The 23636-nt window shown below is 70.6% G+C and carries 18 protein-coding genes; 9 read left to right on the top strand and 9 right to left on the bottom strand.

What is annotated here, in order from left to right; genetic code table 11:
- Positions 1–24 precede the first annotated feature (24 nt).
- Positions 25–1050, bottom strand: a complete 1026-nt coding sequence (locus CVO96_RS00090) for an HD-GYP domain-containing protein (protein ID WP_103308976.1) — start codon at positions 1048–1050, stop codon at positions 25–27.
- 33 nt (positions 1051–1083) lie between these two features.
- Here CVO96_RS00090 and CVO96_RS00085 point away from each other — a divergent pair, with 33 nt between their 5' ends.
- Positions 1084–1884, top strand: coding sequence for a YkgJ family cysteine cluster protein (locus tag CVO96_RS00085; protein ID WP_103308973.1), 801 nt, complete (start codon positions 1084–1086; stop codon positions 1882–1884).
- Between the two features lie 462 nt (positions 1885–2346).
- Here CVO96_RS00085 and CVO96_RS00080 read toward each other — a convergent pair whose 3' ends face one another.
- The gene (locus CVO96_RS00080; RefSeq protein ID WP_103308971.1) at positions 2347–2862 is read right to left on the bottom strand and encodes a metal-binding protein; all 516 of its coding nucleotides are present in this window, start codon (positions 2860–2862) and stop codon (positions 2347–2349) included.
- A 99-nt stretch (positions 2863–2961) separates the two neighbouring features.
- On the opposite strand from CVO96_RS00080, the gene CVO96_RS00075 reads away from it, so the two are divergent.
- Positions 2962–5136, top strand: coding sequence for a S8 family serine peptidase (locus tag CVO96_RS00075; RefSeq protein WP_243398080.1), 2175 nt, complete (start codon positions 2962–2964; stop codon positions 5134–5136).
- Positions 5137–5155: 19 nt separating this feature from the next.
- On the opposite strand, the gene CVO96_RS00070 is transcribed toward CVO96_RS00075, so the two are convergent.
- On the bottom strand, positions 5156–6163 hold the full coding sequence (locus tag CVO96_RS00070) for an MDR family oxidoreductase (RefSeq protein WP_103308969.1): 1008 nt from the start codon (positions 6161–6163) through the stop codon (positions 5156–5158).
- A gap of 589 nt (positions 6164–6752) precedes the next feature.
- Between CVO96_RS00070 and CVO96_RS00065 the strand changes: the two genes are divergently transcribed.
- Both CVO96_RS00065 and cdd read left to right on the top strand, forming a co-directional pair.
- Entirely contained in the window at positions 6753–8093 is a 1341-nt protein-coding gene (locus CVO96_RS00065; protein ID WP_103308967.1) for a hemolysin family protein, read from the top strand.
- Positions 8086–8523 carry a cytidine deaminase gene (gene cdd / locus CVO96_RS00060; protein ID WP_243398079.1) on the top strand — a complete coding sequence of 146 codons (438 nt, stop codon included), beginning with the start codon at positions 8086–8088 and terminating at the stop codon, positions 8521–8523. The genes CVO96_RS00065 and cdd overlap by 8 nt, the downstream gene beginning before the upstream one ends.
- A 407-nt stretch (positions 8524–8930) precedes the next feature.
- Here cdd and aceA read toward each other — a convergent pair whose 3' ends face one another.
- The 3 genes from aceA to CVO96_RS00045 all read right to left on the bottom strand — a co-directional run bounded on the left by aceA (position 8931) and on the right by CVO96_RS00045 (position 12029).
- A complete protein-coding gene (gene aceA / locus CVO96_RS00055) occupies positions 8931–10295 on the bottom strand; it encodes an isocitrate lyase (RefSeq protein ID WP_103308962.1) in 1365 nt (454 codons plus the stop codon).
- Between the two features lie 291 nt (positions 10296–10586).
- Complete coding sequence (locus CVO96_RS00050) at positions 10587–11231, bottom strand: HAD family hydrolase (RefSeq protein WP_103308960.1); 645 nt, start codon at positions 11229–11231, stop codon at positions 10587–10589.
- Positions 11232–11366: 135 nt separating this feature from the next.
- Complete coding sequence (locus CVO96_RS00045; RefSeq protein ID WP_103313198.1) at positions 11367–12029, bottom strand: hypothetical protein; 663 nt, start codon at positions 12027–12029, stop codon at positions 11367–11369.
- Positions 12030–12116: 87 nt separating this feature from the next.
- Between CVO96_RS00045 and CVO96_RS00040 the strand changes: the two genes are divergently transcribed.
- Positions 12117–13127 (top strand): DHH family phosphoesterase, encoded by a 1011-nt coding sequence (locus CVO96_RS00040; RefSeq protein ID WP_103308957.1) that lies wholly within the window; start codon positions 12117–12119, stop codon positions 13125–13127.
- Positions 13128–13244: 117 nt separating this feature from the next.
- On the opposite strand, the gene CVO96_RS00035 is transcribed toward CVO96_RS00040, so the two are convergent.
- The 3 genes from CVO96_RS00035 to CVO96_RS00025 form a co-directional block, all read right to left on the bottom strand.
- Positions 13245–14462, bottom strand: a complete 1218-nt coding sequence (locus tag CVO96_RS00035; RefSeq protein ID WP_243398078.1) for a serine hydrolase — start codon at positions 14460–14462, stop codon at positions 13245–13247.
- A 19-nt stretch (positions 14463–14481) separates the two neighbouring features.
- The gene (locus tag CVO96_RS00030; protein ID WP_103308955.1) at positions 14482–15327 is read right to left on the bottom strand and encodes a DegV family protein; all 846 of its coding nucleotides are present in this window, start codon (positions 15325–15327) and stop codon (positions 14482–14484) included.
- Between the two features lie 99 nt (positions 15328–15426).
- Positions 15427–18696, bottom strand: coding sequence for a heterodisulfide reductase-related iron-sulfur binding cluster (locus tag CVO96_RS00025; RefSeq protein ID WP_103308953.1), 3270 nt, complete (start codon positions 18694–18696; stop codon positions 15427–15429).
- Between the two features lie 339 nt (positions 18697–19035).
- Between CVO96_RS00025 and CVO96_RS00020 the strand changes: the two genes are divergently transcribed.
- The 4 genes from CVO96_RS00020 to CVO96_RS00005 all read left to right on the top strand — a co-directional run bounded on the left by CVO96_RS00020 (position 19036) and on the right by CVO96_RS00005 (position 23591).
- Positions 19036–20058 carry an ATP-binding protein gene (locus CVO96_RS00020; protein ID WP_103313196.1) on the top strand — a complete coding sequence of 341 codons (1023 nt, stop codon included), beginning with the start codon at positions 19036–19038 and terminating at the stop codon, positions 20056–20058.
- A gap of 94 nt (positions 20059–20152) precedes the next feature.
- Positions 20153–21280 (top strand): vWA domain-containing protein, encoded by a 1128-nt coding sequence (locus CVO96_RS00015; RefSeq protein WP_103308950.1) that lies wholly within the window; start codon positions 20153–20155, stop codon positions 21278–21280.
- Positions 21277–22194: an NAD(+) diphosphatase gene (gene nudC / locus CVO96_RS00010; protein WP_103308947.1), complete on the top strand. Its 918-nt coding sequence runs from the start codon at positions 21277–21279 to the stop codon at positions 22192–22194. Before CVO96_RS00015 ends, nudC begins: the two co-directional genes overlap by 4 nt.
- Positions 22191–23591: a hypothetical protein gene (locus CVO96_RS00005; protein ID WP_103308944.1), complete on the top strand. Its 1401-nt coding sequence runs from the start codon at positions 22191–22193 to the stop codon at positions 23589–23591. The genes nudC and CVO96_RS00005 overlap by 4 nt, the downstream gene beginning before the upstream one ends.
- Positions 23592–23636 lie beyond the last annotated feature (45 nt).

Genomic DNA, 23636 nt, shown 5'->3' with positions numbered 1-23636 from the left:
GGGCCGACCGGGGAGGGCAGAGCGTCACGTCGGCAACTTCTCCAGCAGGGCCACGATCCGTTGATCGAGCGCGCGCCCGGCCTGCGCCCGCACCAGGTGGGCGTCGCCCAGCCGGACGTAGGCGTTGGCGACCGCCAGGATACGGGCGTACAGCGGGATGTCCTCGCCGGTCAGCTTCTCGGGCTCGCCCTGGCCGTCCCAGCGCTCGTGGTGGTGGCGGATGGCGCGCTGGGCCTCCGTGAGATGGCCGACGCCGTGCAGGAAGTTGGCCCCCACCTGGGCGTGCCCGGACTCGCCGTGGATCTTGCCGATGTCGTGCAGGATCGCCGCGTACCACAGCTCGTCCAGCTCGCGGTCGGCCAGGCCCACCAGGGCGCCCAGCTTCAGGCTGATGTCGGCGACCGCCTGGGAATGCCCCAGGGCGTCGAACTCGCGGCTCTCCACGGCCTCCACCAGCGCGCCGGTGATCTGCCGGGCGGCGTGCTTCCAGTCCTCGCGGTTGTCCAGGATGCCCAGCAGCGGGGCGATGGCCGCCGTCCATTTGGAGACCGCCTCCTGGGCGCCCGGCGCGATGCCCTCCGGGGTCTCGCGGTCGAGCACCAGCGCCCCCAGGTAGCGGCCCCGGTCGCTGATGGGCACGACCAGCGAAACGGTCACCGCCTGCATCCCGCATTCCGTCAGGATCGCCTGGATCTCGGGCGGGTTGAGGTCGTAGAGTTCGCGGGCGCCGTCCGAGAGGACGCGGGTTCGCAGCGAGGCCCAGGGGCCGGAGAGGGGGGTGCCGATCAGCGCCCTGGAGTAGTTGTGGACGGCCCAGACCCGGTCCTGGCCGCGCCGCAGGATGGCGAAGCCGGCGACCCGGCCGCCCAGCAGCCCCGCCGCGTGTGCCAGCGCGGCTTCCAGAATGCCCTCCTGGGTGGGCCGCGCCAGCAGCTCGCCCAGCACCCGCACGACGTCGCCGGAGGCTCCGGCGCCGAAGCGGGCGTCGGCACCGGCCCGGGAGTCGGCGCCGGGAGGAGTCGGGGGCTGAGGGCGGGGTCGGCGGAACATTTTCCGACAGTATACGCACGCTACTCTGGCGCCATGACCAAGCGGCGGGGACACACTCAGGCAGGGCGGGCGGCGGCCGGGCCAGGGCCGGTCACGGGGCCGGTGACGGACAGGACGACCGCTGCCGCCGTGACCGCGCCCGTGCAGCAGGCCTACGCCCGCTACGCCCGGCAGGCCGGCGCCTGGATCGGGCGCTACCAGGAGCAGGGCGGCCGGGTGTTCTGCGGAGCGGGCTGCTCGGCCTGCTGCAACATGCCGATCCGGGTCAGCCTCGCCGAGGCGCTGGTCACGGCCCAGGCGCTGACGCCCGTGCGGGCCGCCGGCATGGCCGCGCACGCGGAGGCCGTGATCAGGAACGCCCGCAGCGCCCGTTCGGATGAGGAGTACGTGCAGCGGCACCGCGAACAGGTGGGCTTCTGCCCGCTGCTCGACCGGGCCAGCGGAGCCTGCACCGCCTACGACGCCCGGCCCACCCGCTGCCGCGACACCTTCAGCGCCTTTCCGGCGGTGTACTGCGCGGTGGGCACGCTGGAGGGCATGACCCCCCGCGAACGCGCCACCTACCACCGCGAGGTCGCCCGCACCCCCGGCACCGACGGCGAATGGCATTTCATCGCGCCGCTGGAACACCTCTCCGAGCCGGTGTGGGTGGCGGCGGCGCGCGCCATGCGCCAGCAGTGGGGTCTGGAGGTCTGGGGCGACTTCTGGGTGCTCACCACCCTGGCCCGGAGCGCCGAGTTCATGGCCGAGATCGGGCGCGGCCGGGCCAGGGGAGCGTGGCAGGTGGCCGCGCGGCTGCAGCTCGCCCACGGCGCCGTGCTGGAAATCGGTTGATCGACCGGATTCCGTCTTGTTCCCGACTACCCGGTACCAATTGCGGTGGGATCGCTAAAGTTTTAGCGATCCCACCCGACCGGAGGGAGGAGCAAAAAGTACGTGCTGTGCGGTATGGAGGAACATCCGGTGCTTTCCTGGATGTTCCGGAATGGAGCGCAGTGCGTACGGGAGGGTACCGGAGGGTCGTCCACCCCCAGAATCCGTGTCTTCAGCAATGGTGCGGACCCTTTCCAAATCGGGGTGCTCCTCTGGCGATGGACACGCCGTTGTTGCCCCTCCCCCTTGGTGAGGGAGGTTGGGGCTCTCAGAGCTGTGCAACGGAGGGGTGAACAGGCAGAGCGTCCCAGACGGCGGAACTCTACTTCCCAAATCATCGTGTTATGAAAGTGTCCGCACCATTGGACTTCAGTCTTCCGATTGAATCCCGGACAGACGGGATGGGGCCGGAGTCCGGCCGATTCAGCGCCGCCGGAGTTTGCGGTAGCTGCGCCGGACGCCGTGGTCGGGCCGCACGCCGTCGGCGATCAGGTGCAGCCACTGGCTCAGGTAGTACCCCAGGATCAGCGGCGCCAGCACCTTCAGGCTGATGGGCTGCGGCAGCTCCGGCAGGGTCACCGAGGGCGCCACGTAGCTCAGCAGGCCCACCACCAGCGCCACCATCAGGGCCAGGTAGGCCAGGCGGGTCAGCGGGCCCAGCAGCCAGGTGTGCGAGAGGCCCCGGTGGCTGAACAGCATGCCGTAGGGTACCCACAGCACACCCAGCAGGCCCCAGTGCCGCTTGCTGTCGACCCGCCCCTCGGCGAGATCCAGATCGGGCGAGAGCAGGAAGGTGCCCACGGCGAAGCCCAGGGTGAAGGTCAGCGCCTGGGCGGGGGTGAGCGTGAACAGCTCCTGACGGCTGCCGATCAGGGCGACGGCGGAGAGCAGGCTGTAGGCACCGATGTTGACGAGGTTGTGAACGCGGCCGCTGGGCATCAGACGTCCATTCTGACAGTGGGTGACGGCGGCTGCCACGCCCGGGAAGGTTCACGGGGGCTGGCGGGAGGCGGGGGCATCCCCCCCCGCCGGAGCTTCATGTCCGGTCAGCTGGAATACGCCATGCTGACGCCCATGTGGCGTGCCCCCCTCTGCTTCAGTGCCCTGCTCTGCGGCCTGCTGTCCACCGCCTGCGACCAGCTCCTGACGCCGAACCGGCTGGGCGAGGCCACCCTGTCGCTGGGCCACGCGCAGAGCCAGCAGGTCACCCAGAGCTTCACCGGCTCGTGGAAGGTCGAGGAGAAGCCCGCGTGGCTGACCGTGGCCCCGGCCTCGGGCTCCGGGAACGTGCGCTTCACGGTCACGGCCGACCGAACCGGGAACACGCCGCTGGCCGCCGACCAGGCGACCCTGAGCGGGAAACTGGCCCTGAGCTGGACATCGGGCACGGGCGCGGCGGCGCGCTCGGGCCGGGCGGTCTGGACGGTGAAGGCGGATCAGTTCGAGCTGCGCGGACGAATCGTGGAGCCGGTGACCGTGCTGGGGCAGGATCTGCAGCCACCCCAGCGTCCGGCAGTCAGGGCGGACGCCCCGGCCCACGGGGTCATCGTGAAGTACCGCGCCCAAGCGCCCACGGCCGCCGGGCTGACGGCCCAGACCGCGCACGGCCCTCTCGCGGCCCAGCGGGGGATCACCCGGCTGCAGGCGGCGGGCGTGGGCGTGCGCCGGGTGCAGGCCCTGTCGGAGCGCAGCGCGGCGCTGCAGGTCTCGGATGTGGCGGCCGCGCTGAGTGTCCTGCGGGCCGACCCGGCGGTGGAATCCGCCGTGCCGAACGCGGTGCTGCGAACCCAGGCGGCCTCTGAACGGCCGATCCGGCCTTTGGCTCGACCAGTAGAACCGGCCGACCAATACGCGCCCCTGCAGTGGCCCCTGCGGCTGCTCGGCTATGGGGCGGTGTGGCGGGACATGGAGGCCGGTGCCTACACCCGCCCGGTTACGGTCGCGGTGATCGACAGCGGCGTGCGCTTCGACCATCCGGATCTGGCGGGCCGGCTATGGGGGCCCAGCGAGGGCGCGCTGGACGTGCTGCCGACCTTCCTGAACAGCGCCCAGGCGACCGACAACGGCGACGGCGACGGCCCCGACCGCGATCCGACCGATCCGCGCACGCCGGGCCGCACGCTGGGCAGCCACGGCACCCACGTCACCGGGATCATCGCCGCGCGCTGGGGCGACAACGGCGAGAGCTGCGCCGGCTGCTCCCGCAGCGGGGTGGTGGGCGCGGTCTCCAGCGCCGCCGTGAAGGTGCTCCCGATCCGCGCCATCGACGCCCAGGGGGAGACCGACGTGGCCCAGGTCGTCACCGCGCTGCGCTACGCGGCGGGGCTGTCCGTGACGCTGGACGGCGTGACCATCACCAGTCCACATCCGGCCCAGGTCATCAACCTGAGTCTGGGGGGCGAGATCGACGCCGCGACCGCGCAGCCCATGTGCGACGCCGTGCTGGCAGCCTCGCAGGCCGGCGCGCTGGTGGTCGTGGCCGCCGGCAACGGCTACGGCAGCGCGCCGTATTACCCGGCGGCCTGCCCGGCGGCGGTGGCCGTGGGCAGCGTGACCCTGTCGGGCGCCAGCGCGCCCCGCCGGGCGGTGTACAGCAGCGCCTACCCGGCCGTGCAGCTCAGCGCTCCGGGCGGCACGGATCCCTTCCAGGAACCCACCACCTACAACGGGATGTCCTGGGATCCGCAGGGCGACGGCAGCCCGGAGCGCTTCCTGGACGCCGTGATCTCGACCGGGTGGGACTACGTGCAGGATCGTCCCAACTACGAGGTCGAGTCCGGCACCAGTCAGGCCGCCCCGCAGGTCTCGGCGCTGGCCGCGCTGCTGCTCAGCAAGGGCGTGACCACGGACGCGCCGGGCACCCTGGCCCGCCTGGTGGCCACCGCCACGGATCTCGGGGCCGCTGGCCGCGACGAGGCCTTCGGCTTCGGCATGATCAATGCCGCCGCCGCGCTGGGGGCGCCGGCCGTGAGCGACACGCTGGGCCTGCGCCTGCAGGACGCCCGTGGGCGGAGCTTCCAGCCCCCGCTGGACGCCCAGGGCTCCTTCCGGGCCTTCCTGGGCGACGGGAGCTACCGGGCGGTCGCCGGGCGCGACCTGAACGCCAACGGGGTCTTCGGCGAGGCTGGGGAGCCGGGGATCGAGAAGGAGGCGGTGCTGGGGCCAGCGACCCCCGTCGGCGATCTGGGCGACCTGACGGTGCAGCCTCGCTGAGCGCCGGAGGGCGCGGCCCTCAGCGCTGGACGTCGATCACCGTTCGCCCGCGCACCTGACCGGCCAGGATCTGCTCTGCCAGCGCGGGCACCTCGCTCAGTCCGCGCACCTGGGTCATGGCCTCCAGCCTGGACATCGGCAGGTCGCGGGCCAGACGCTGCCAGGCGGCCTCGCGGCGGGGGGTAGGGCAGCTCACGGAGTCGATACCCAGCAGGTTGACCCCGCGCAGGATGAGGGGGAACACGCTGGCCTTCAGGTCGCTGCCGCCCGCCAGCCCGCAGACCGCCAGACTGCCGTGCAGCCGGGTCGAGGCGTAGGCCCCGGCCAGGGTCTCGCCGCCCACGGTGTCCACCACCCCGGCCCAGCGCTCCTTTTCCAGCGGTCGCCGGAGGGCGGGCAAGTCGCCCCGCGGGATCACCGTGGTGGCGCCCAGGGCCGTCAGGTAGGGCTCCTCCTCTGCGCGGCCGGTGCTGGCCGTCACGCTGTGACCGGCGGCGGCCAGCAGCGCGATCGCCGCGCTGCCCACGCCCCCGGCGGCCCCGGTGACCAGCACCTCGCCGCTGCCGGGCGTCAGGCCGTGCTCCTCCAGGCCCATCACCGCCAGCATGGCCGTGAAGCCGGCGGTGCCCACGCTCATGGCCCAGCGGGCATCGGTACCGGCGGGGCTGCGCACCAGCCACTCCGAACGCACCCGCGCCAGGGTGGCGTAGCCGCCGTCCTGCCGCTCGCCGATGCCCCAGCCGGTCAGGATCACGGCCTCGCCGGTCGGCAGGCGGCCGGTCTGATCCTCCAGCACCGTGCCCGCCAGATCGATGCCGGGGGTCATGGGCGTGGAGCGCAGGACGCCCGGTTTCCCGGAGACGGCCAGGCCATCTTTGTAGTTCAGGCTGGAGTGCGTGACCCGGATCAGGGTGTCGCCCTCCGGCAGACTCGCGGTGGGCAGGGTCTGGAGTTCGGTGCGGAAGGTCTCGCCTTCGCGGATGGCCCTCAGGGCCTGGAAGGTCTGGGGCAGTTCGGCGCTGGTCATGGGGGTGCCTCCTGGGAAGATCTGAACTCGGTGGCCTGTACGGTAGCGCCTGACCTGCCTTCAGGCGAGCGGAGACCCCCGGGCGCCGATGCTGGAAGCCGGGCAACCGCACTGCCGCATGGTCTGCCTTTGACGCCTGGGCGGAAGGCGACCCCGTTCCTGCAGGGCCAAGCCGGCCAGTCTGCTCGCCTCTCTACGGGCTTTCCGGGTCAAAGGGAGCTGAGGAAGTCGCGCCCTTGTGGCTCTTCCTCCGCCCTAGAGTGGATGTGTCTGATTGCACCTCAGTCGTCTTGAGGGTAGGTGCTCCAGACCGGCGGCTTCGAAAGGCGGCCAAGCAGAGCTGTGCAGTCGCCTGGACATTGATGGAGGTGCCCCCATGCCGGCCCCCGGGGCGTGTTACACTCTTTTCTGCTATGGAGCCTCCTAGTTCTGGCTCTCAAAAAACGCCCGGTGAACACCGCCTGAGGGCGGCGTTTTCGCTGTGGCCAGCACCATCGACCGGAAACCGACGCCCCAGCCTCCTGGCTGGTTGGCGGGCAGCATGTGCCAAGCGGATGACCGGGGCGCGGATACTGGAGCGCGCCCATACATGAATGACTATCTAGGAATCGTCGCCCTGCTCGTGCTGGTGCTGCTCAACGGCTACTTCGTGGCGGTGGAATACGCGCTGGTCAGCGTGCGGCGAACCCGCATCGACCAGCTGGTCGAGGAAGGCAACAAGACCGCCCTGGCCGTCCAGCGGGTGCTGGGCCGCCTCGACCTCTACATCGCGGCCGTCCAGCTCGGCGTGTCCATGATGAGCCTGCTGATCGGCTTCGTCTCGGAGCCGGCCATCGCCCACTTGGTCGAGCCGCTGTTCGTGAGCGCGGGGCTGCCCCGGGCCTACCTGAGCCCGGTGTCGTTCACGCTGGCCTTCGTGCTTGCGACCACCTTCCATATCGTGCTGGGCGAGCTGGTGCCCAAATCGGCCGCGCTGCAGCGCAGCGAACAGCTCTCGATGTCGCTGGTGCGGCCGCTGATCGCCTTCACGGCCATCTTCCGGCCGATGATCCTGGGGCTCAATGCGCTGGGCGGCATCGTGCTGCGGCTATTCGGCCTCAAGGCGGTGGCCGGGCACCACACGGCCTATTCCGAAGAGGAAATCCGCATGATCGTCTCGGCGTCCAGCCAGGAAGGCGTGCTGGAGGACTCCGAGAAGGAACTCGTGTACAACGTCTTCGACCTCTCGGACACCACCGTGCGCGAGATCATGACCCCGCGCATGGACATGATCGTGGTGGACGGCGCCTCGCCGCTGCGGCGGCTGCTGGAGCTGAACACCGAGCACGCCTATTCCCGCGTGCCGGTCTTTCAGGACTCCGCCGACAACATCGTGGGCATCGCGCATACCAGCGACGTGCTGGCCCATCTGGACGCGCTCGACCACACGACCATCGCCGACCTGATGCGGCCGGTGTTCTTCGTGCCCGAAGGCATGAAGATCAAGGATCTGCTGGCCAAGATGCGCGAGAAGAAGAGCCACCTGAGCATCGTCGTGGACGAGTTCGGCGGCACCACCGGGCTGGTCACGCTGGAAGACGCCCTCGAGGAGATCGTCGGTGAGATCTACGACGAGACCGACGAGGAGGAGGTGCCCCAGATCGAGGTACTCGGCGAGGGCCGCTACCTGATGGACGCCAGCCTGACGGTTCACGAGGCCGAGGAGCGCCTGGGCAGCAATCTGGAGGACGGCGAGGGCGAGTTCGACACCCTCTCGGGCTTCATGACCAGCCATTTCGGCGACATCCCGGAGGTCGGGCGCACCTTCAACCACAACGGCTGGGCCTTCACCGTCGAGGCCGCCGACCAGCGCCGCGTGACGCGGGTGCTGGTGGAGCGCTTCTCGACCAATGACCAGTTCCACGAGCCCCAGGAGGCCGCCAGTGAGTAAGCCCAACGCCCTGGACGTGAGCCCGGATCCGGAACTGCTGGCGCAGGCGAAGGCCGCCTTTGCCCGCGCCTATGCTCCCTACAGCCGCTTCCGGGTGGGCGCCGCCCTGCGGACCCCGGACGGCCAGGTCTTCGCGGGCGTGAACGTGGAGAACGCCAGCTACGGCCTGGGACGCTGCGCCGAGCAGAGCGCCGTGCAGGCCATGGCGACCGCCGGCGCGCGGGAGTTCACGGACGTCGTGGTGTATTCCGAGGCGACCCCGCCCGCCAGTCCCTGCGGCGCCTGCCGACAGGTGCTCTTCGAGTTCGCGCCGGACGCCCGCGTGGTCTGCGTGAACCAGCACGGCGACGTGGTTAGCGGCTACGTGAAGGATTTCCTGCCCCACGGCTTCCGGCTGGAGCAGCGCGACGACGGCAAGCTGCCGGGGTAGGAACATGGAGCCAGTTCCGACGTCCCGGTATGGGGACGTAGCAAGGCACCACCAGCCCGTCCCAAATGGCGAGGGCGGACCGTCCCCGGCGCCTTCCAGGTGGGTAGGGCGGAGCGCACTGTGGAGGTAGTCTGCCGGAGCGTCCAATGCTCCTCCACGTTCCGGGGCGGCTGGGCGAAGCCACGAACGACGATGGCACGTCTACCGATGAAGGTGGAAGTGGCCGGCAGGGTCGAAGGTTGCTCAGGTGCGGAGAGCAGGTGGGCCCGTCGCGGCCAGGATGGAGACCAGGGTGCGGGCGAGCCCGCCCGAAGGCCGCGAATCCGTCTCAAGACGACGACAGGGAGCCCATCACAAGGCTCCCTGTCGTCGTTGGACGTCGGCGCGGTTGCGCCCGACCTCAGGCTTCAGTCGTGCGCGGCAGCCAGCGCCTTCTCCGCTTTGCCGAACTGCTGGGCCTCGGTGCTGCCGGCCAGGGCCGTGGTGCTGCTCTGCCCGCCGGCCGCCGCGTTCGAGACGAGGTCGAAGTAGCCGGTGCCTACCTCGCGCTGGTGCTTGACGGCGGTGAAGCCGCGTTCCTGGGCCGCGAATTCCTTTTCCTGCAGCTCCACGAAACTGGTCATCTGGTTGCGGGCGTAACCGTAGGCCAGCTCGAACATCGAGTGGTTCAGCGAGTGGAAGCCGGCCAGCGTGATGAACTGGAACTTGTAGCCCAGCCGGCCCAGCTCCACCTGGAACTTGGCGATGGTCTCGTCGTCGAGGTTCTTCTTCCAGTTGAAGCTGGGGCTGCAGTTGTAGGCCAGCAGCTTGCCGGGGAACTTCTCGTGCACGGCCTCGGCGAAGCGGCGGGCGTCCTCCAGGTTGGGCACTGAGGTCTCGCACCAGATCACGTCGGCGTAGGGGGCGTAGGCCAGGGCGCGGGAGATGGCCTGCTCGATGCCGGGCTTGACGTAGAAGAAGCCCTCGGGGGTGCGCTCGCCGGTCGTGAACGCCTTGTCGTTGTCGTCGATGTCGCTGGTGAGCAGGTTGGCGGCGTCGGCGTCGGTGCGGGCGATGAGGACGGTGGGCACCCCGCTGACGTCGGCGGCCAGCCGGGCGGCGCTCAGGGTGCGGATGAACTGGCCCGTGGGCACCAGCACCTTGCCGCCCAGGTGGCCGCACTTCTTCTCGCTGGCGAGCTGATCCTCGAAGTGCACGCCGGCCGCGCCCGCCTCGATCATGGCCTTCATGAGTTCGAAGGCGTTCAGCGGGCCGCCGAATCCCGCCTCCGCGTCGGCCACGATGGGCACGAAGAAGTCGATGTCGTGCTTCCCTTCCGAGTGCTGGATCTGGTCGGCGCGGCGCAGCGTGTTGTTGATGCGCTTGACGACATCGGGCACGCTGGAGGCCGGGTAGAGGCTCTGATCCGGGTACATCTGCCCGGCGTTGTTGGCGTCACCGGCCACCTGCCAGCCGCTCAGGTAGATGGCCTTCAGGCCCGCCTTGACCTGCTGCATGGCTTGGTTGCCGGTCAGGGCGCCCAGGGCGTTCACGAAGGGCTCCTCCTTCATGGCGCGCCAGAGCTTGACCGCCCCGTGCTTGGCCAGCGTGTGCTCGATGGGCAGGCTGCCGCGCAGCTTCACCACGTCCTCACCGGAGTAGGTGCGCTGGATGCCCTGCCAGCGTTCCTCGGTCTGCCAGGTCTTTTCCAGGATCTCGGCGGGCGTGCGGGGGCTATGGGTCTGGCTGGGCGTCTGATCGGGCGTCTGGCTGGAGGGGGGGGTCTGGGTCATGGCGGGCTCCTTGGGGTGCGGAACGCTGTCCTCGATCCTGGGGCTGAAGCCGGCGGATGAGGGGGGCTGGGCCGCGCTCGGGGCGGCGGGTCGGGCTGATGGGGTCATTGTGACCCAGGACATAGGGATTTAACCCTGGTGTACCTGTGTCACCCCGATGTACACCACCAACGCAGGTACACCACCACGACCGCTGCGGGGGTCAGTCCCAGGGCCGGACGACAGCGACCTGGGGGCGCATGGCCCAGCTCTCAGCATCAGCCACACTCGGAGTCGACTGAGCGTCAGCAGCTATCCAGCCAACCACTCCCGCAGTCGGGCCTCGAAGTCGGCGTGGAAGTCGTGGTGGTAGAGCAGGCCATAGAAGCCAGCCTGCCGGGCGGCGTCGATGTTCTCCTGCACGTCGTCCACGAAGGCCACCTGAGCGGCCGGCACGCCCATCGCCTGCTGCAGCGCGGCGAAGGATTCGGGCGCCGGTTTCTTGTGGCCCAGCTCGTTGCTGAAGACCAGGGCGTCGAACCGGGTGAAGCGCGGGTCGCGGCGCAGGTGGTCGCTTACCACGGGATAGTTGTTGCTAAGCAGGCCGACCTTTACCCCAGGGGGCAGCTCGGCCAGGGTGGTGTACATCGGCCCGTTGTCGTGGATGCTGCCCAGGTACAGGGCCTCGAACTCCGGATACGGGAGCGCCACGCCGGTCTCCCCCCGCAGCACGTCCCAGAACTGTGGCAGGCTCCAGGCCCCCACCTCCAGCTGCCGGACGTGACGGAAATAGCTTTCTCGAACGGTGTCCACCGGAACGCCGCTCAGGTCGGCGACGTTCTGGGTGCTGCGGCCGTCGAAGGTGCCCACCGTGAAGACCCCGCCCCAGTCGAAGGCGACGTGCCGGTCTCCGGATCGCTGCTGGGCGTGTGGTTCGGCGGTCGGGGCATCGGTCATGGGGGCGATTGTCGCCTATTGGCCGCGGGGCCGGGGCAGCGCTGTTCAGATACCACTCAAATATCGAGAGATATCCACGGTAGTTCAGCGGGCTGCTCGGAGACTGCCTCCCAGCCTGAAGCCCTGCCCCGCCCCTCAGCCGGGCCGCTGCAGGAGCAGGCCGCGCCGCTCCCAGGCGGTCAGGTTGAGCGCATACAGCTGCTGCCAGGGCGCCCACCAGTCGGCGTCGGCACTCCGTTTCTGGGTGCGGCCGTGCCGGAGCACGTAGCCCGCGTGCGCTTCCAGCAGTTCCCCCGTGGAGAGTCCGGGATGGTGGTGGACGTCGATTTCCTCGCTCGGGGCGGGCACGGTGGCACGCAGGCGGCTGGTGGTCAGCACGCCGGAGAAGCCGCTGGCCTGGTCGCGCAGCCAGGTCAGGGCCTCCAGCACGGCGCCTGGCGTCCCGGCGGTCTCGTTCCAGCGCAGCAGGGTGGCCGTGTCGGGCGGGAGCAGGTAGGGCATCAGGTAGTCGCCGCTGGGCTCCTCGGCCCAGGCCACGGCGGAGAGCGCGGCGGCGCCGCTGGCTCCCAGCGACTGATCCAGGGCCGACAGCAGGCGGGACTGCTCGGGGGTGGCACCCCACAGCCGCTCGGCGAGGGGGCGGAACTCCAGGGAAGCGGGCAGGGCGGGGCCGGGCTCGGGACGCCGGCTCAGGCGCGCGCGGCTGACCTCGGGCAGCACCGCCAGGGCCCGCTCGTCTCCGTAGAGCAGATGCAGCTCCTCGTCGGTGAGGGCCGCCAGATTCAGAGACAGGGCCACGCCCCGCAGGATAGCGTCGGCCGGCGTCCGGATCAGCACTCCCCCCCACCGCGCCCAGTCGGCGGCGCGGCGTCTATACTCGGCGGGATGACTCCGCAGAATGTCTCCAATGCGGGCTACGCCGACGATGTGCGGAATGTCGCGGCCACCTTGAACGCCCACGCCGGGCCGCTGGTGCTCCTGGCCCATGAAAATCCCGACGGCGACGCGCTGGGTAGTGTCCTGGGGCTGGCCCGCGCCCTGCGGAGCCAGGGCCGGACGGTGCTCGCGCCGATGGTCGTGCCCCGCTACCTGCGCTTCCTGACCCAGCCGGGCGAACTGTGCGAGCCGCTGGACGAGTGGCCGCAGGGCGCGCTGGCCGTGGTGCTGGACGTGGACAACAACGACCCCGCGCGGGTGGCCGGCGCCGACCTGACCACCTTCCGCGGCCCGGTCGTGAACATCGACCACCACGGCACCAACCGCCGCCAGGCCGCCGCCGGCGTGGTCGATCCGGCCACCCCGGCGACCGCCATGATCGTCTCGGACGTGATCGACGCCATGGGCCTCCCCTGGACGGAGGCCGTGGCCACGCCCCTGATGCTGGGTCTGAATACCGATACCGGCAGCTTCCGCTTCAGCTCCGTGACCCCGCAGGCCTTCGAGTGCGCGGCCCACCTGCTGCGCCAGGGCGCGCGGCTGGCCTGGCTCAACGAGCACCTGGGCCGACACCCGCGCACCTACTACGGCCTGCTGCGCGAGGTGCTGGGCACGCTGGAGTTCCTGCACGGCGGCCGGGTGGTGCTGGCCCGGGTCGACGACGCCATGCTCACTCGAACCGGCGCGAGCTGGGAGGACGTGGAATCCTATGTGGGCCTGCTGCGAAGCGCCGAGGGTGCCGAGCTGGCCGTGATGGTCAAGGACTTCGGCGAGCAGGTCAAGCTGTCGATCCGCTCGCTGGGGGGGGTCAGCGCCCAGAACGTGGCCGTCGCGCTGGGGGGCGGCGGGCACGTGTCGGCCGCCGGGGCCAGCGTGGCGGGCAGCTACGCCAGCGTCCGGCAGCGCCTCGACGCCGCGCTGGCCGCCGAGCTGCGGCAGGCCGACGCCTCCGCCGTCTGACTGCCGGGCGAATCCAGAGAATGGCCCAGACGATCGCGGCGACCTCCAGCAGCTTGCGGAGGGTGAGGGGGTGTCGTTCACGCGCAGCGCGGGAGGCGGCGCGGACTGGCCCACCCCTCAGCGCTTGGCCGTCAGTGGGGCGCCTTCCGAACCCAGCACGGCGTCCACTCCGGCGCTGATCCAGGCGAAGGCGCGGCGGCTGTTCGGCATGGTGTAGGTCTGGTCGGCGCCGTGCTGCATGAAGGCGAAGACCACATGCCGGCCATCCTTGGTGCGGAAATAACCCGTGTAGCTCAGGATGCGCCAGCCGTTGCCGCCCTTGCCGCCGAACCAAGCGACCCTGCCCTCCCGGCCGGCCCGGAGCGCCGAGCGGCCCAGGCCCAGGGCCATCACCTCGCGCTGCCAGGCCTGGGCGCGGCTGGAGAGGCCGGGGCGCAGGAACTCGTGGGCGATCAGGGTGGAGAACTCGTAGGGAGTGCTGATGTTGTGGGCGCGCAGATCGTCGTCCGGGGTGTATTGGTGGTCGAAATACACGTCCAGTTTGCGCTGCACGTCATCCGCACGGTACTTCCGGGCGTCCTGGTCGATCCGCCCGGCCAGCGCGGCCCGCTGTTCGCCGCGCGCCCCGGCCCACTGTCGGGTGCCGTTGAAGGTCGCCGAGAGGCCCGACTGCGCCACCCACCAGTCGCGGGTCGGCAGGATCAGCCGCGTGAGGCACAGGCCCAGATCGTCGGCCACGCTCTGGACACGCTGCAGACCCACCCGGCGGTGCAGGATGTCGGTGGCCGTGTTGTCGCTGGACTGGATCATCCGCTCCGACAGCGCCCGGACGTTGGTGCCGTCGAAGGGATAGGCCCCCAGCGACTGGTTCTGGCGGGTCACGGTGAAGCGCTCCGTGGGGGAAATCCGCCCCTGGTCGAACTCGCGCAGCAGCGCCCAGAGCACCGCCTGCTTGTAGGCGCTGGCGAGCGGGAACACGCTGTCGGGGTTGGTGCCGACCGCGCGAACCGGCTCCAGCGTGCGCGGATCGATCTGCGCCACCCAGAGCCCCAGCCGGCCGCTCAGCGCGAGCGGGGGCGGAGGCGCCTTGGCCACCCGCGGCGCCGGCTCCAGACAGCCGTCGGTGCGGCGCAAGGTCCGGGAGCGCCCCGCGGGGGGGCTGACCTCGGGTGTGGCCGGCACGGCGGCGCGCGGAAGGATCACGCGCCCGGGCGTGGTGCCGCCCTCCCCCACCGTCCTGGGCCGGCAGCCGCTGCCCAGGCCCAGCAGCAGCAGGAGCGCCAGCAGCCAGCCGGGGCGGGCCGGGGAAGCGCAGAGGATTGAATGGAGGGGCACCGGCTTCACCTGCCGGCGTTCAGGCACTCAGCGGTTCCAGGGCCACGCCCACCGCCCCTGGCCCCGCGTGGGTGGCCACGACCGCCCCGATCGAGTGTTCGCCCAGATCGTCGAAGGCCACGCCGCTCAGGCCCGAGCGCACCTCCTGAACGAAGGCCTCGCCGCCCACGGTGTACAGGAAGGCGGCCCGCGTGCCGGCGTGGGCTGCCGCGTATTTCTGGACATGTTCGACCAGATCCTGAATGGCCTTCTTGTGGCCGCGCACCCGCCCCCCCGACTCCACCCGGCCGCCCTTGACCACCAGGATGGGCTTGATGTTCAGCAGGCCGCCCAGCAGCGCCTGGGCCCCGCCAATCCGGCCGTTGATCCGCAGGAAGTCCAGGGTGTCGACCGTAAACCGCAGGTCGGCCTGTGAGCCGACGCGCTCCAGCGCCTCCACGATCTCGGGCACGCTGCGCCCCTGGGCCGCCAGCTCGGCGGCGCGCAGCACCCGCATCCCCAGACCCATGCTGACCGAGGCCGTGTCCAGCACGGTCACCCGGCCATCGAATTCCTGGGCCGCCAGCCGGGCACTCCCGACGGTGCCCGAGAGCAGGCCGCTGATATGAATGCTGAGCACCTGATCGGCCTTTTCCAGGGCGCGCGAGTAGGCCCCAGCAAATTCGGCCGGACTGGGCTGGCTGGTGCTGGGGGTCTTCTTTCCCGCTTTCAGACCCGCGAACAGATCCGGCGGGGTGATCTCCAGGCCGTCCTTGTGCATCTTGCCGTCGAACAGCACGTATAGAGGCACGCTCTCGATGCCGTGGCGGGCACACAGATGCGTATTCAGGTCACTCGTCGAATCAGTGACGATGGCGATGGTCATTCGTTAATACTAGCGTGAGCCAGACCACTCTTTGTGGTAAAGGCCAAGGAGGGCCGCCCCGAAGCCCGGGGCGGCCCGACCCGCGTATCTATCCGCTTCTCAGTCCTTCTTCCGGGGCTCCCACTTCTTGCGGCCCCCGGCGCCGGGTTCGCTCGTGGCCCGCTGCCCTTCCTCCAGCGCGTTCTCCCCGACCTGCTCCAGATGAACGTGCTCAGTGATGGGCGCGGCCTCGGCTGGCGCCGGGGTGTCCAGCGCCGGGGTGTCCAGCGCCGTGGGAACCGGGGCAGTCGCCTGGGCGGCCGCTTTCGGTGCCCACTTTTTGCGCTCGCCTGGGGCCGCAGGAACCGCCTGTGCTGGAGCGGCGCTGTCCGAGGGGGCGGCCGCTTCAGGGGACGAGGTCTGGACGGACGGCCCTACAGGTGAGGGGGCGGGGTCGGTGGATACAGCCACAGGATCAGCGGGGAGTGGGTCAGCGGAGGAGGGCTCGGTCTGAGGGGCGACCTTCGCGGCTCCCGGAGTCCACTTCCGGCGCTCGCCCGTGGCGGGAGCCTCAGCCAGCGGGGCGGGCGGAGTGGCCGCTGCCGCGCTGGACGCGGGGATCGGCACCGGAGCGTCCGCAGCCGGCGTCTCGGCCGCCTTCGCTTTCGGGGCCCAGGCCTTGCGGGTGGGCGTAGTTGAAGACTCGGGTTGAGCTGCGGCCGGGGCGGGCGCTGTCTGCACCGGAGCGGGGCTCACGTCGTCTGCTGATCTGGCTGCCGGTTTCGCCTTCGGCGCCCAGGCTTTGCGGGTGGGCGAGGGGTCGGAGGCCGCTGGGCTCAGCGGGGTCGGCACCGGCGAGGGGTCGGGGGCCGGCGCGGCGGAGACGGGCGCCGCGCTCACGTCGTCTCCGCCCCTGGGAGTCCAGCTCTTGCGGGCAGGGGCCTCGGCGGGTGTGGAGGGAGGGGCGTCCGCGGCCTGCATGTCGTCCGCCGCCTTCGGCTTCCAGGATTTGCGGGCGGTCGCCGCCTCGGGGTGCGCGGCCTGCCCCTCGGGCTGCGTGTCGGCGTTCGCGGCCGGGCTGCCGGGCTGCGCGTTGATGACGTCCGCCGAGGTCTGGCCGACCACCGCAGCGGGCGCGCCACTGCCAGGGTGCGTGCCAGTGCGGTGCATGGGCAGCTGGGCGTTCGGCGCACTCGCGTATTCGGGCTGCTCCAGCGGCGTGGCGTCCGGCAGCGGGCCGGTGGGCTGGGCTCCGGTGGGCTGGGCAAAGGTGCCGTCGGCGCGCTGCACGCTCTCCAGCATCAGCTCGGCCACGTCCTTGACCACGATGTCGTCGCGGCTCTGCTTCTCGGGCGAGGAGTTCATCATGGCCTTGCAGAAGGGGCAGCCGACCGCCAGCACCTTGCCCGGCTGCTCACCTGTCCGCTCGAACTCGTCCGAAGCGGCTTTGGCGCCGTCCAGCCGCGCCTGGATCTCGCGGAAGCGGTTGTCCGAGACGCGCTCGCGGCCCTCCTCCTCCTCCTTCCAGAACTGGGCGCCGCCCGCCCCGCAGCAGAACGAGTTCTCGCGGCTGCGCTCCAGCTCCAGCACCTCGCCGGCCATCTGCGTGATCAGAGTGCGGGGGGCGTCGTACACGCCGTTGTGGCGGCCCAGGTAACAGGGGTCGTGGTAGGTCACGTGCTCGGAGAGCTGTGCCATTGGCAGCCGGCCCGCCGCGACCAGCGTTTCCAGGTACTCGGTGTGGTGGATGGTCTTGTAGTCCCCGCCGAGCTGCTTGTACTCGTGCCCGATGGCGTTCATGCAGTGCGGGCAGGTCGCCACGATCAGCTTGGGGCGCACGGCATTCAGCGTCTCGACGTTCTCCTGCGCCAGCGTCTGGTACAGGAACTCGTTGCCCGAGCGGCGCGCAGAGTCGCCCGTACACGCTTCCTTCTTGCCCAGCACGGCGTAGTTCACGCCGGCCTTGTCCAGCAGCTGCACGAAGGAGCGGGCCACCTTCTGGGCGCCGGGATCGTAGGCGGCCGCGCAGCCCACCCAGTAGATGACGTCGGGCTCGGGGTTCTCGTCGATGGTGGGGACTTTCAGGCCCTCGGCCCATTCCAGGCGCTTGTCGCGGGAGATGCCCCAGGGGTTGCTGGCGCGCTCCATGCCCCGGAAGGCGGTCTGCAGCTGCGGCGGGAACTCGCCGGCCACCATGACCTGATGGCGCCGGATGTCGATGATGTCGAGCATCTGTTCGTCCTGCACCGGGCAGACCTGCATGCAGGCGCCGCAGGTCGTGCAGGCCCACACCGACTCCTCGTTGATGGCGAATTCCAGCAGCGGGTGGGCCGTGGAGGCGCCGCCCTCGAAGGGCGCGGGCTTCAGGGTGAACGGGCTGGGGTGCGCCGCGATCACGTTCAGCTCCATGCGCTTGTTGATCTCCAGCGCGGCCGGCGAGAGCGCCTTGCCGGTGGCGTTGGCCGGGCACACGTCCTGGCAGCGGTTGCACTGGATGCAGGCGTAAGCGTCGAGGAGTCTCGGCCACTCCAGCTCCTCCAGCTTTTCCACGCCCAGTCTGGGCTCGTAGGACTCCATGGCCGCTTCCAGGCCCTTCATGGGCGGCAGCACGCCCGAGCCGACCGGCCGCTTGAGCACGTAGTTCAGCGGCGCCATGAAGATGTGGATGTGCTTGGTGTAGGGGAAATAGGCCAGGAAGGCCAGCACCGAACCCAGCGCGCCCCAGTAACCGAAGATGCGCCAGCCCTGCAGCGTGGCCTCGGACAGACCGCCGAAGAACACGGTGCCCATCAGCGTGCTGAAGGGCTGGAAGGCGTCGCCGCCCTCCTGGGCCATCTTGGCGGCGTTGCCGATGACGCGGCTGCCCACGTGGAAGGTGATGAAGGCCGAGACGATCAGGCCGTCGCGCAGCATGTAGTTCTGCCGGAGCAGCGGGTGGAGCAGGGTCTTCTCGGTGAAGCGGAAGTCGCGCCGACTGGGCAGGAACAGGCGGCGGACGACCAGGCTGATCACCCCGACCAGCACCAGGAAGCTCATGACATCGGCCAGCACGTTGTACAGCGCGAACAGCGGGTTGGCGGCCGAATCGATGTGGAAGTTCAGGTAGCCTTCCAGCCCGTCGATGACGTTGACCAGCAGGTAGTACACGAAGCCGTAGAAGATGAAGGCGTGCAGCGTGGAGATCACCGTGCGGCGGCGGAAGGTGCGCTCCTGGGTCAGGGAGGTACGCAGGGCGTACAGCAGGCGCGCTGCGGGCCGGTCGAAGCGGGCCTCGCTGGCGGGCGCGCCACGGCGGATCCGGCGGTACAGGCGGACAAACCCCCATAGGCCGAACAGACCGGCCGCCAGGGCAAACAGGAAGAAGGTGATCTTGTGGGGTAGGGGCAGCAAGGCGCGAGTCCTCCGGGGGTGAGGGTGGCACGGGGCCGGGCAGGAAACAGAGACGGGGGCTGGACGCAGACGAAGAACTTTAGACTGAGTTCAAGTATAGCGGGGTCGGCCGGTGGCGGGTGTCCTTCCGGCAGCCCTGTCCAGCACGGGAAGAAGTGGGGCCAGCATACGCCTCCGGCGAGGTCTTCCCCACCCGGTACACCCTTTACAGACGCGGCAGGAGGAACGTGGGCACGCTACCCTCGTACCTCTGAAGGCGGCCTGACCGGGGGCCATATCGACCCCCGGCGCGACGACAGCCAGCCGAGGCACCACCGCGCCACCAAGGAGTGAATGAAGTTGAGCCTGACCCCGACCGAACTGCAGACGTACCTGAGCGCCCTGGTGACGGGTGAGCTAAAACTCAGCACCATGATCTGGGGGCCGCCCGGCGTGGGCAAGAGCAGCGTGGTGGCCCAGGTGGCGGGGCGCCACGGCCTGGACTTCGTGGACGTGCGGCTCTCGCAGCTCGCGCCCACGGATCTTCGCGGCCTGCCGGTGCCCGAGGCCGACGGCCAGGGCGGCGGCGTGAGCCGCTGGTATCCGCCCGAGTTCCTGCCGCGCGGCGGCCACGGCGTCCTGTTTCTGGACGAGGTCAACATGGCGCCGCCCACCATGCAGGGCATGGCCCAGCAGCTGATCCTGGATCGCCGGGTGGGCTCGTACATCCTGCCCGACGGCTGGTTCGTGTGGGCCGCCGGCAACCGCAAGGAAGACCGCGCCTCCGTGTTCGACATGCCCGCGCCGCTCGCCAACCGCTTCCTGCACCTGGCGGTGCGCCCCGACTTCGACTCCTGGCGATCCTACGCGCTGGGCCGCGGCCTGCACGAGCACGTGATCGCCTTCTTGACCTTCCGGCCCGAACTGCTCTGGCGCCTCGACCCGCTGCAGCCCGCCTGGCCCAGCCCGCGCGCCTGGGAGATGGCGGCGAGCCTGCACCGCGCCGGCCTGGACGCCGCGCCCGCCATCGGCGAGGCTGCCGGGGCCGAGTTCAGCGCCTTCGTGCGGCTGTACGAGCAGTTGCCCGACCTGGGCATCGTACTGCAGGGCCAGGGCGCGGGCCTCAGGCTGCCCGACGAACCCAGCGTGCGCTACGCCGCCGTGGTCGGTCTGGCCGCCCGCGCCGCCGACGCCGAGGAGGCTTTCCACGCCTTCACGTGGCTGGGCGGCGCCGCCGGGCCGGAATGGCTGCAGCTGTACGTCTCAACGCTGGTCAGCAAGTTCCAGGCCATCGGCCAGCTGGGCGACCTGGCCGGCCTGGTGGGCCGCGACGAACGCCTCGCCGCGCTGGTACAGGGCACGCTGAGCCTGGCGGAGGGGTGAGGGGTGTGGATGGTCGATGGTTGATAGTTGATAGAGAAGTTCAAAATCCCTTTCCATCAACCATCAACCATCAACTCTCCCCGCAGGAGGCCCCATGTCCGGCCCCCTGACCCCGACCCCCGAGTTCCAGCGCCTGATCTCCGGCTCGCGGGTGCGCATCCGGGGCAAGTCGGCGTTCTTCGCCACGCTGCTGCTGCACGCCGAGATCGTGCCCTCGCGGGAGGTGGCGGCGGCGGGCACGGACGGCGAGCGGGTGTACGTGAACCCGGAGGTCGCGGCCAGCCTGGCGCCCGATGTGCTGGACGGGCTGCTGCTGCACGAGGTGCTGCACGCGGCGCTCTCGCACACCCAGCGGCGCGGGCCCCGCGAGAAGAAGCGCTGGAACCGCTCGGCTGACCTGATCGTGAACGGCATGGTGGACGCCGCCGGCCTGCCCACCCCGCCCAGTTCCCGCCGCGACGAGCACCTGGAGAAGCTGAGCGTCGAGGAGGTCTACACCTCGCTGGACGGCGAGGCCGAGGGGGACGGCGACGAGGACGAAGGCGACCTGCTGGACGGGCCACCGGGCGACGCCCCGCCGAAGAACGGCAAACCCAGCGCCCAGGCGGCGCGCCAGTGGCAGCAGGCGCTGGCCCAGGCCCGCAGCGTCGAGGCGATGGCCGGCAAGGGCGACGACCCGCTGGGGATGCACCGGGAACTGATGCGGCTCGCGCCCGCGCGGCTGGACTGGCGGGCGCACCTGTGGCGCTTCCTGGCGCGCACGCCGGTCGATTTCGGCGGCTTCGACCGCCGCTTCGTCGGGCGCGGCCTTTACCTGGAGGCGCTGGACGACGAGAGTCTCAGCGCGCTGATCGCGGTGGACACCTCGGGCAGCGTGGACGACCAGGCCGTGAAAGCGCTGGTGGGCGAAGTACAGGGCGTGCTGGGCGCCTATCCACATGTGAAGGCCACGCTCTATTACGCCGATACCGAGGCGTATGGCCCCCACGAGCTGTCGGCGGGAAGCGAGATTCCGCCGCCACAGGGGGGCGGCGGCACGGACTTCCGCCCCGTGTTCGCGCTGCTGGACGCCCACGAGCCGGACGTGTTGATCTACCTCACCGACGGCTACGGCGACTTCCCGCCCGTCGCCCCGTCCGTCTCGACGCTGTGGGTGGTGCCTCCGGGCGGGCTGGAGGATGAGGGCTTCCCGTTCGGCGAAGTGCTGAGGCTGGAGGAATGAGCGGCCGGGCGACAAGCACGCCTAAGGGGTTCGTGCGTTCATCAAACGCCGCAGGAAACGATCAACTTATTTTCTATTTTTCCGGCTCACGCCTTTTACTGACTACAGAAAATAAACTGCCAACTGGGAAAAGCCCTATTCCCTGGGAATGCGAAATACTGACCCTGGGAAATTTGAACGGACGCACCGTGTGTGTTGGCGTCCCGACCGACCGAACCTGGAAGTATGTTCCCAAAAGCGTCCCCTTTCATTTAGAGAAGTGGCATTCAATTCTTCAACCGGAAGGCTGGAAAACCCTCTCCATGCGTGAGGCATTAGGTGTTCTCTCAGAAAAGGAGTTTGGATTGGCGGGCTACGCCTACCAAATTGCCGAGTTCAATCTCACAAACAGGTTTTGTGGACGTTGTGGCCAGCAAACGCGCCATGCATCCAGTGAATTATCGCGCACCTGCCCAGAGTGCGGCCTGACCGTCTACCCGCGCGTGGCCCCGGTGGTCATGGTGCTAATCGGGCGGGGCCGGGGAGCGGGGCGCGAACTGCTGCTGGCGCGTGGGCCGCAGTTTCCGCCGGGCATGTATTCCGCGCTGGCCGGTTTCGTGGAGCCCTCGGAGACGCTGGAGACGGCGTGCCACCGCGAGGTGCTGGAGGAGGTCGGCGTGCGGATCACGGATCTGCGCTACGACCACAGCCAGCCCTGGCCCTTTCCCCACTCGCTGATGATCGGCTTCACCGCCGAACACGCGGGCGGCGAGATCGTGCCGCAGCCCGGCGAGATCGAGGACGCGGCGTGGTTTCCGGTCACGGCCCTGCCCCCCCTGCCGCCCGCCTTCAGCATCGCGCGGCGGCTGATCGACGAGGCGGTGAGCCGCGCCCTGGACGCCACAGCATCGGCGGGGCCATCATCGGGGCCATGACATCGTCTGAACTCGACCCGCGCACGCTGACCATCCTGGGGGTGGAGGAGGCGCTGGAAGCGGCGGCCTCGCCGCGCGCCACCGCCGACACCCTCTCGGGCCTGAGCGCCCACCCGGACGCCCGGGTGCGCGCCCTGGTGGCGCGGCATCCCAACACGCCGGTCGAGGTGCTGGGCCCGCTCGCCGCCGACTACCCGCGCGAGGTGCTGGCGAACGCGGGGCTGCCCCTGATGCGGCTGGCCCGCCCCAACCTGCTGGGCGCCTTCCCGGCCGACGCCATGGTGGCCCTGCTGGGCCTGCCGGAGGTGCCCGACTGGGTGCTCGACAGCGCCATGCGCCACGAGGACTACACGGTGCGCACCGTGCTGGCCGCGAGGCCGGGGCTGCCGGACGAGCGGGTGCGCGCCCTGGCCCAGGACGCCGGCTGGCAGATCCGCGAGGCGGTGGCGCGCCGGGCCGTGCTGCCAGGCGCTCTGGTGCGGCAACTCGCCACCGACGACGACTACGACGTCCGCAAGGCCGTGGCCATCCGGGACGACCTGCCCGGCGACGTGCTGCGCGCGCTGGTGGTGGACGGCCACGGGCTGGTGCGCTCGGGGGTGGCGCGGCGGCTGGATCTGCCGCTGGACTGCATGATCACCCTGGCCGCCGACGGCGACCCGGACGTGCTCGCCACCCTGGCGCGGCGGGTCGATCTGCCCGCGGGGGTGCGGAGCTGGCTGGCCATCCACGAGGCGCCCCTGGTGCGCGCCGCCGCGCTGCAGGCCTGGACTGTGCCCCCCGCGTGGCTGCAACGCGCCGAGCACGACGCCGATCCGGATGTGCGCGCCGCCCTGGCCCGCCGCCCGGACGCCTCGCCGGCGCTGCTGGCCCGCCTGGCCGCCGACGAGTCCGAGGCCGTGCGCCGCGCCGTGCTGGAACGCCCCGATCTGCCCGAGGAAGCGGTGCTGATCCTGGCCCGCGCCCCCGAACAGGACATCCGCCTGCACGTGGCCAGTGCCGAGGGGCTCGCCCCCGCCGTGCTGGAAGTGCTCCTGAGCGACGAGGACACGACCGTCCGCACGGTGCTGGCGGTGCGGCCCGATCTGGGCGAGGCGCGCCTGGGCGTGCTGGCCGGCGACCCCAGCGCCGAGGTGCGCCGCGCCGTGGCCTACGCCACCGATCCCGGGCCGGCCACCCTGACGCGGCTGGCGCGCGATGCCAACGCCGGGGTGCGCCGCGCCGCCGCGAGACATCCCGGCCTGCCCGCCGGGCTGCTGACGGCGCTGGCGAGCGACCCCGACGACGGCGTGCGCCTCGCGGTCGCGGGCCGGGGCGACCTGCCGCCCGGGCTGCAGGAACAGCTGCGCTGGGATGCCGACGCCAGCGTGCGCGCCGAGGTCGGGGCGGCCCCATGACGGGCGCCGACATCCGCCCGCCGCTGGGGGGCCTGAAATTCAGCG

It is taken from the genome of Deinococcus koreensis (assembly GCF_002901445.1).
Classification (GTDB): Bacteria; Deinococcota; Deinococci; order Deinococcales; family Deinococcaceae; genus Deinococcus; species Deinococcus koreensis.
This window is presented reverse-complemented; position numbering and strand designations above follow the sequence as displayed.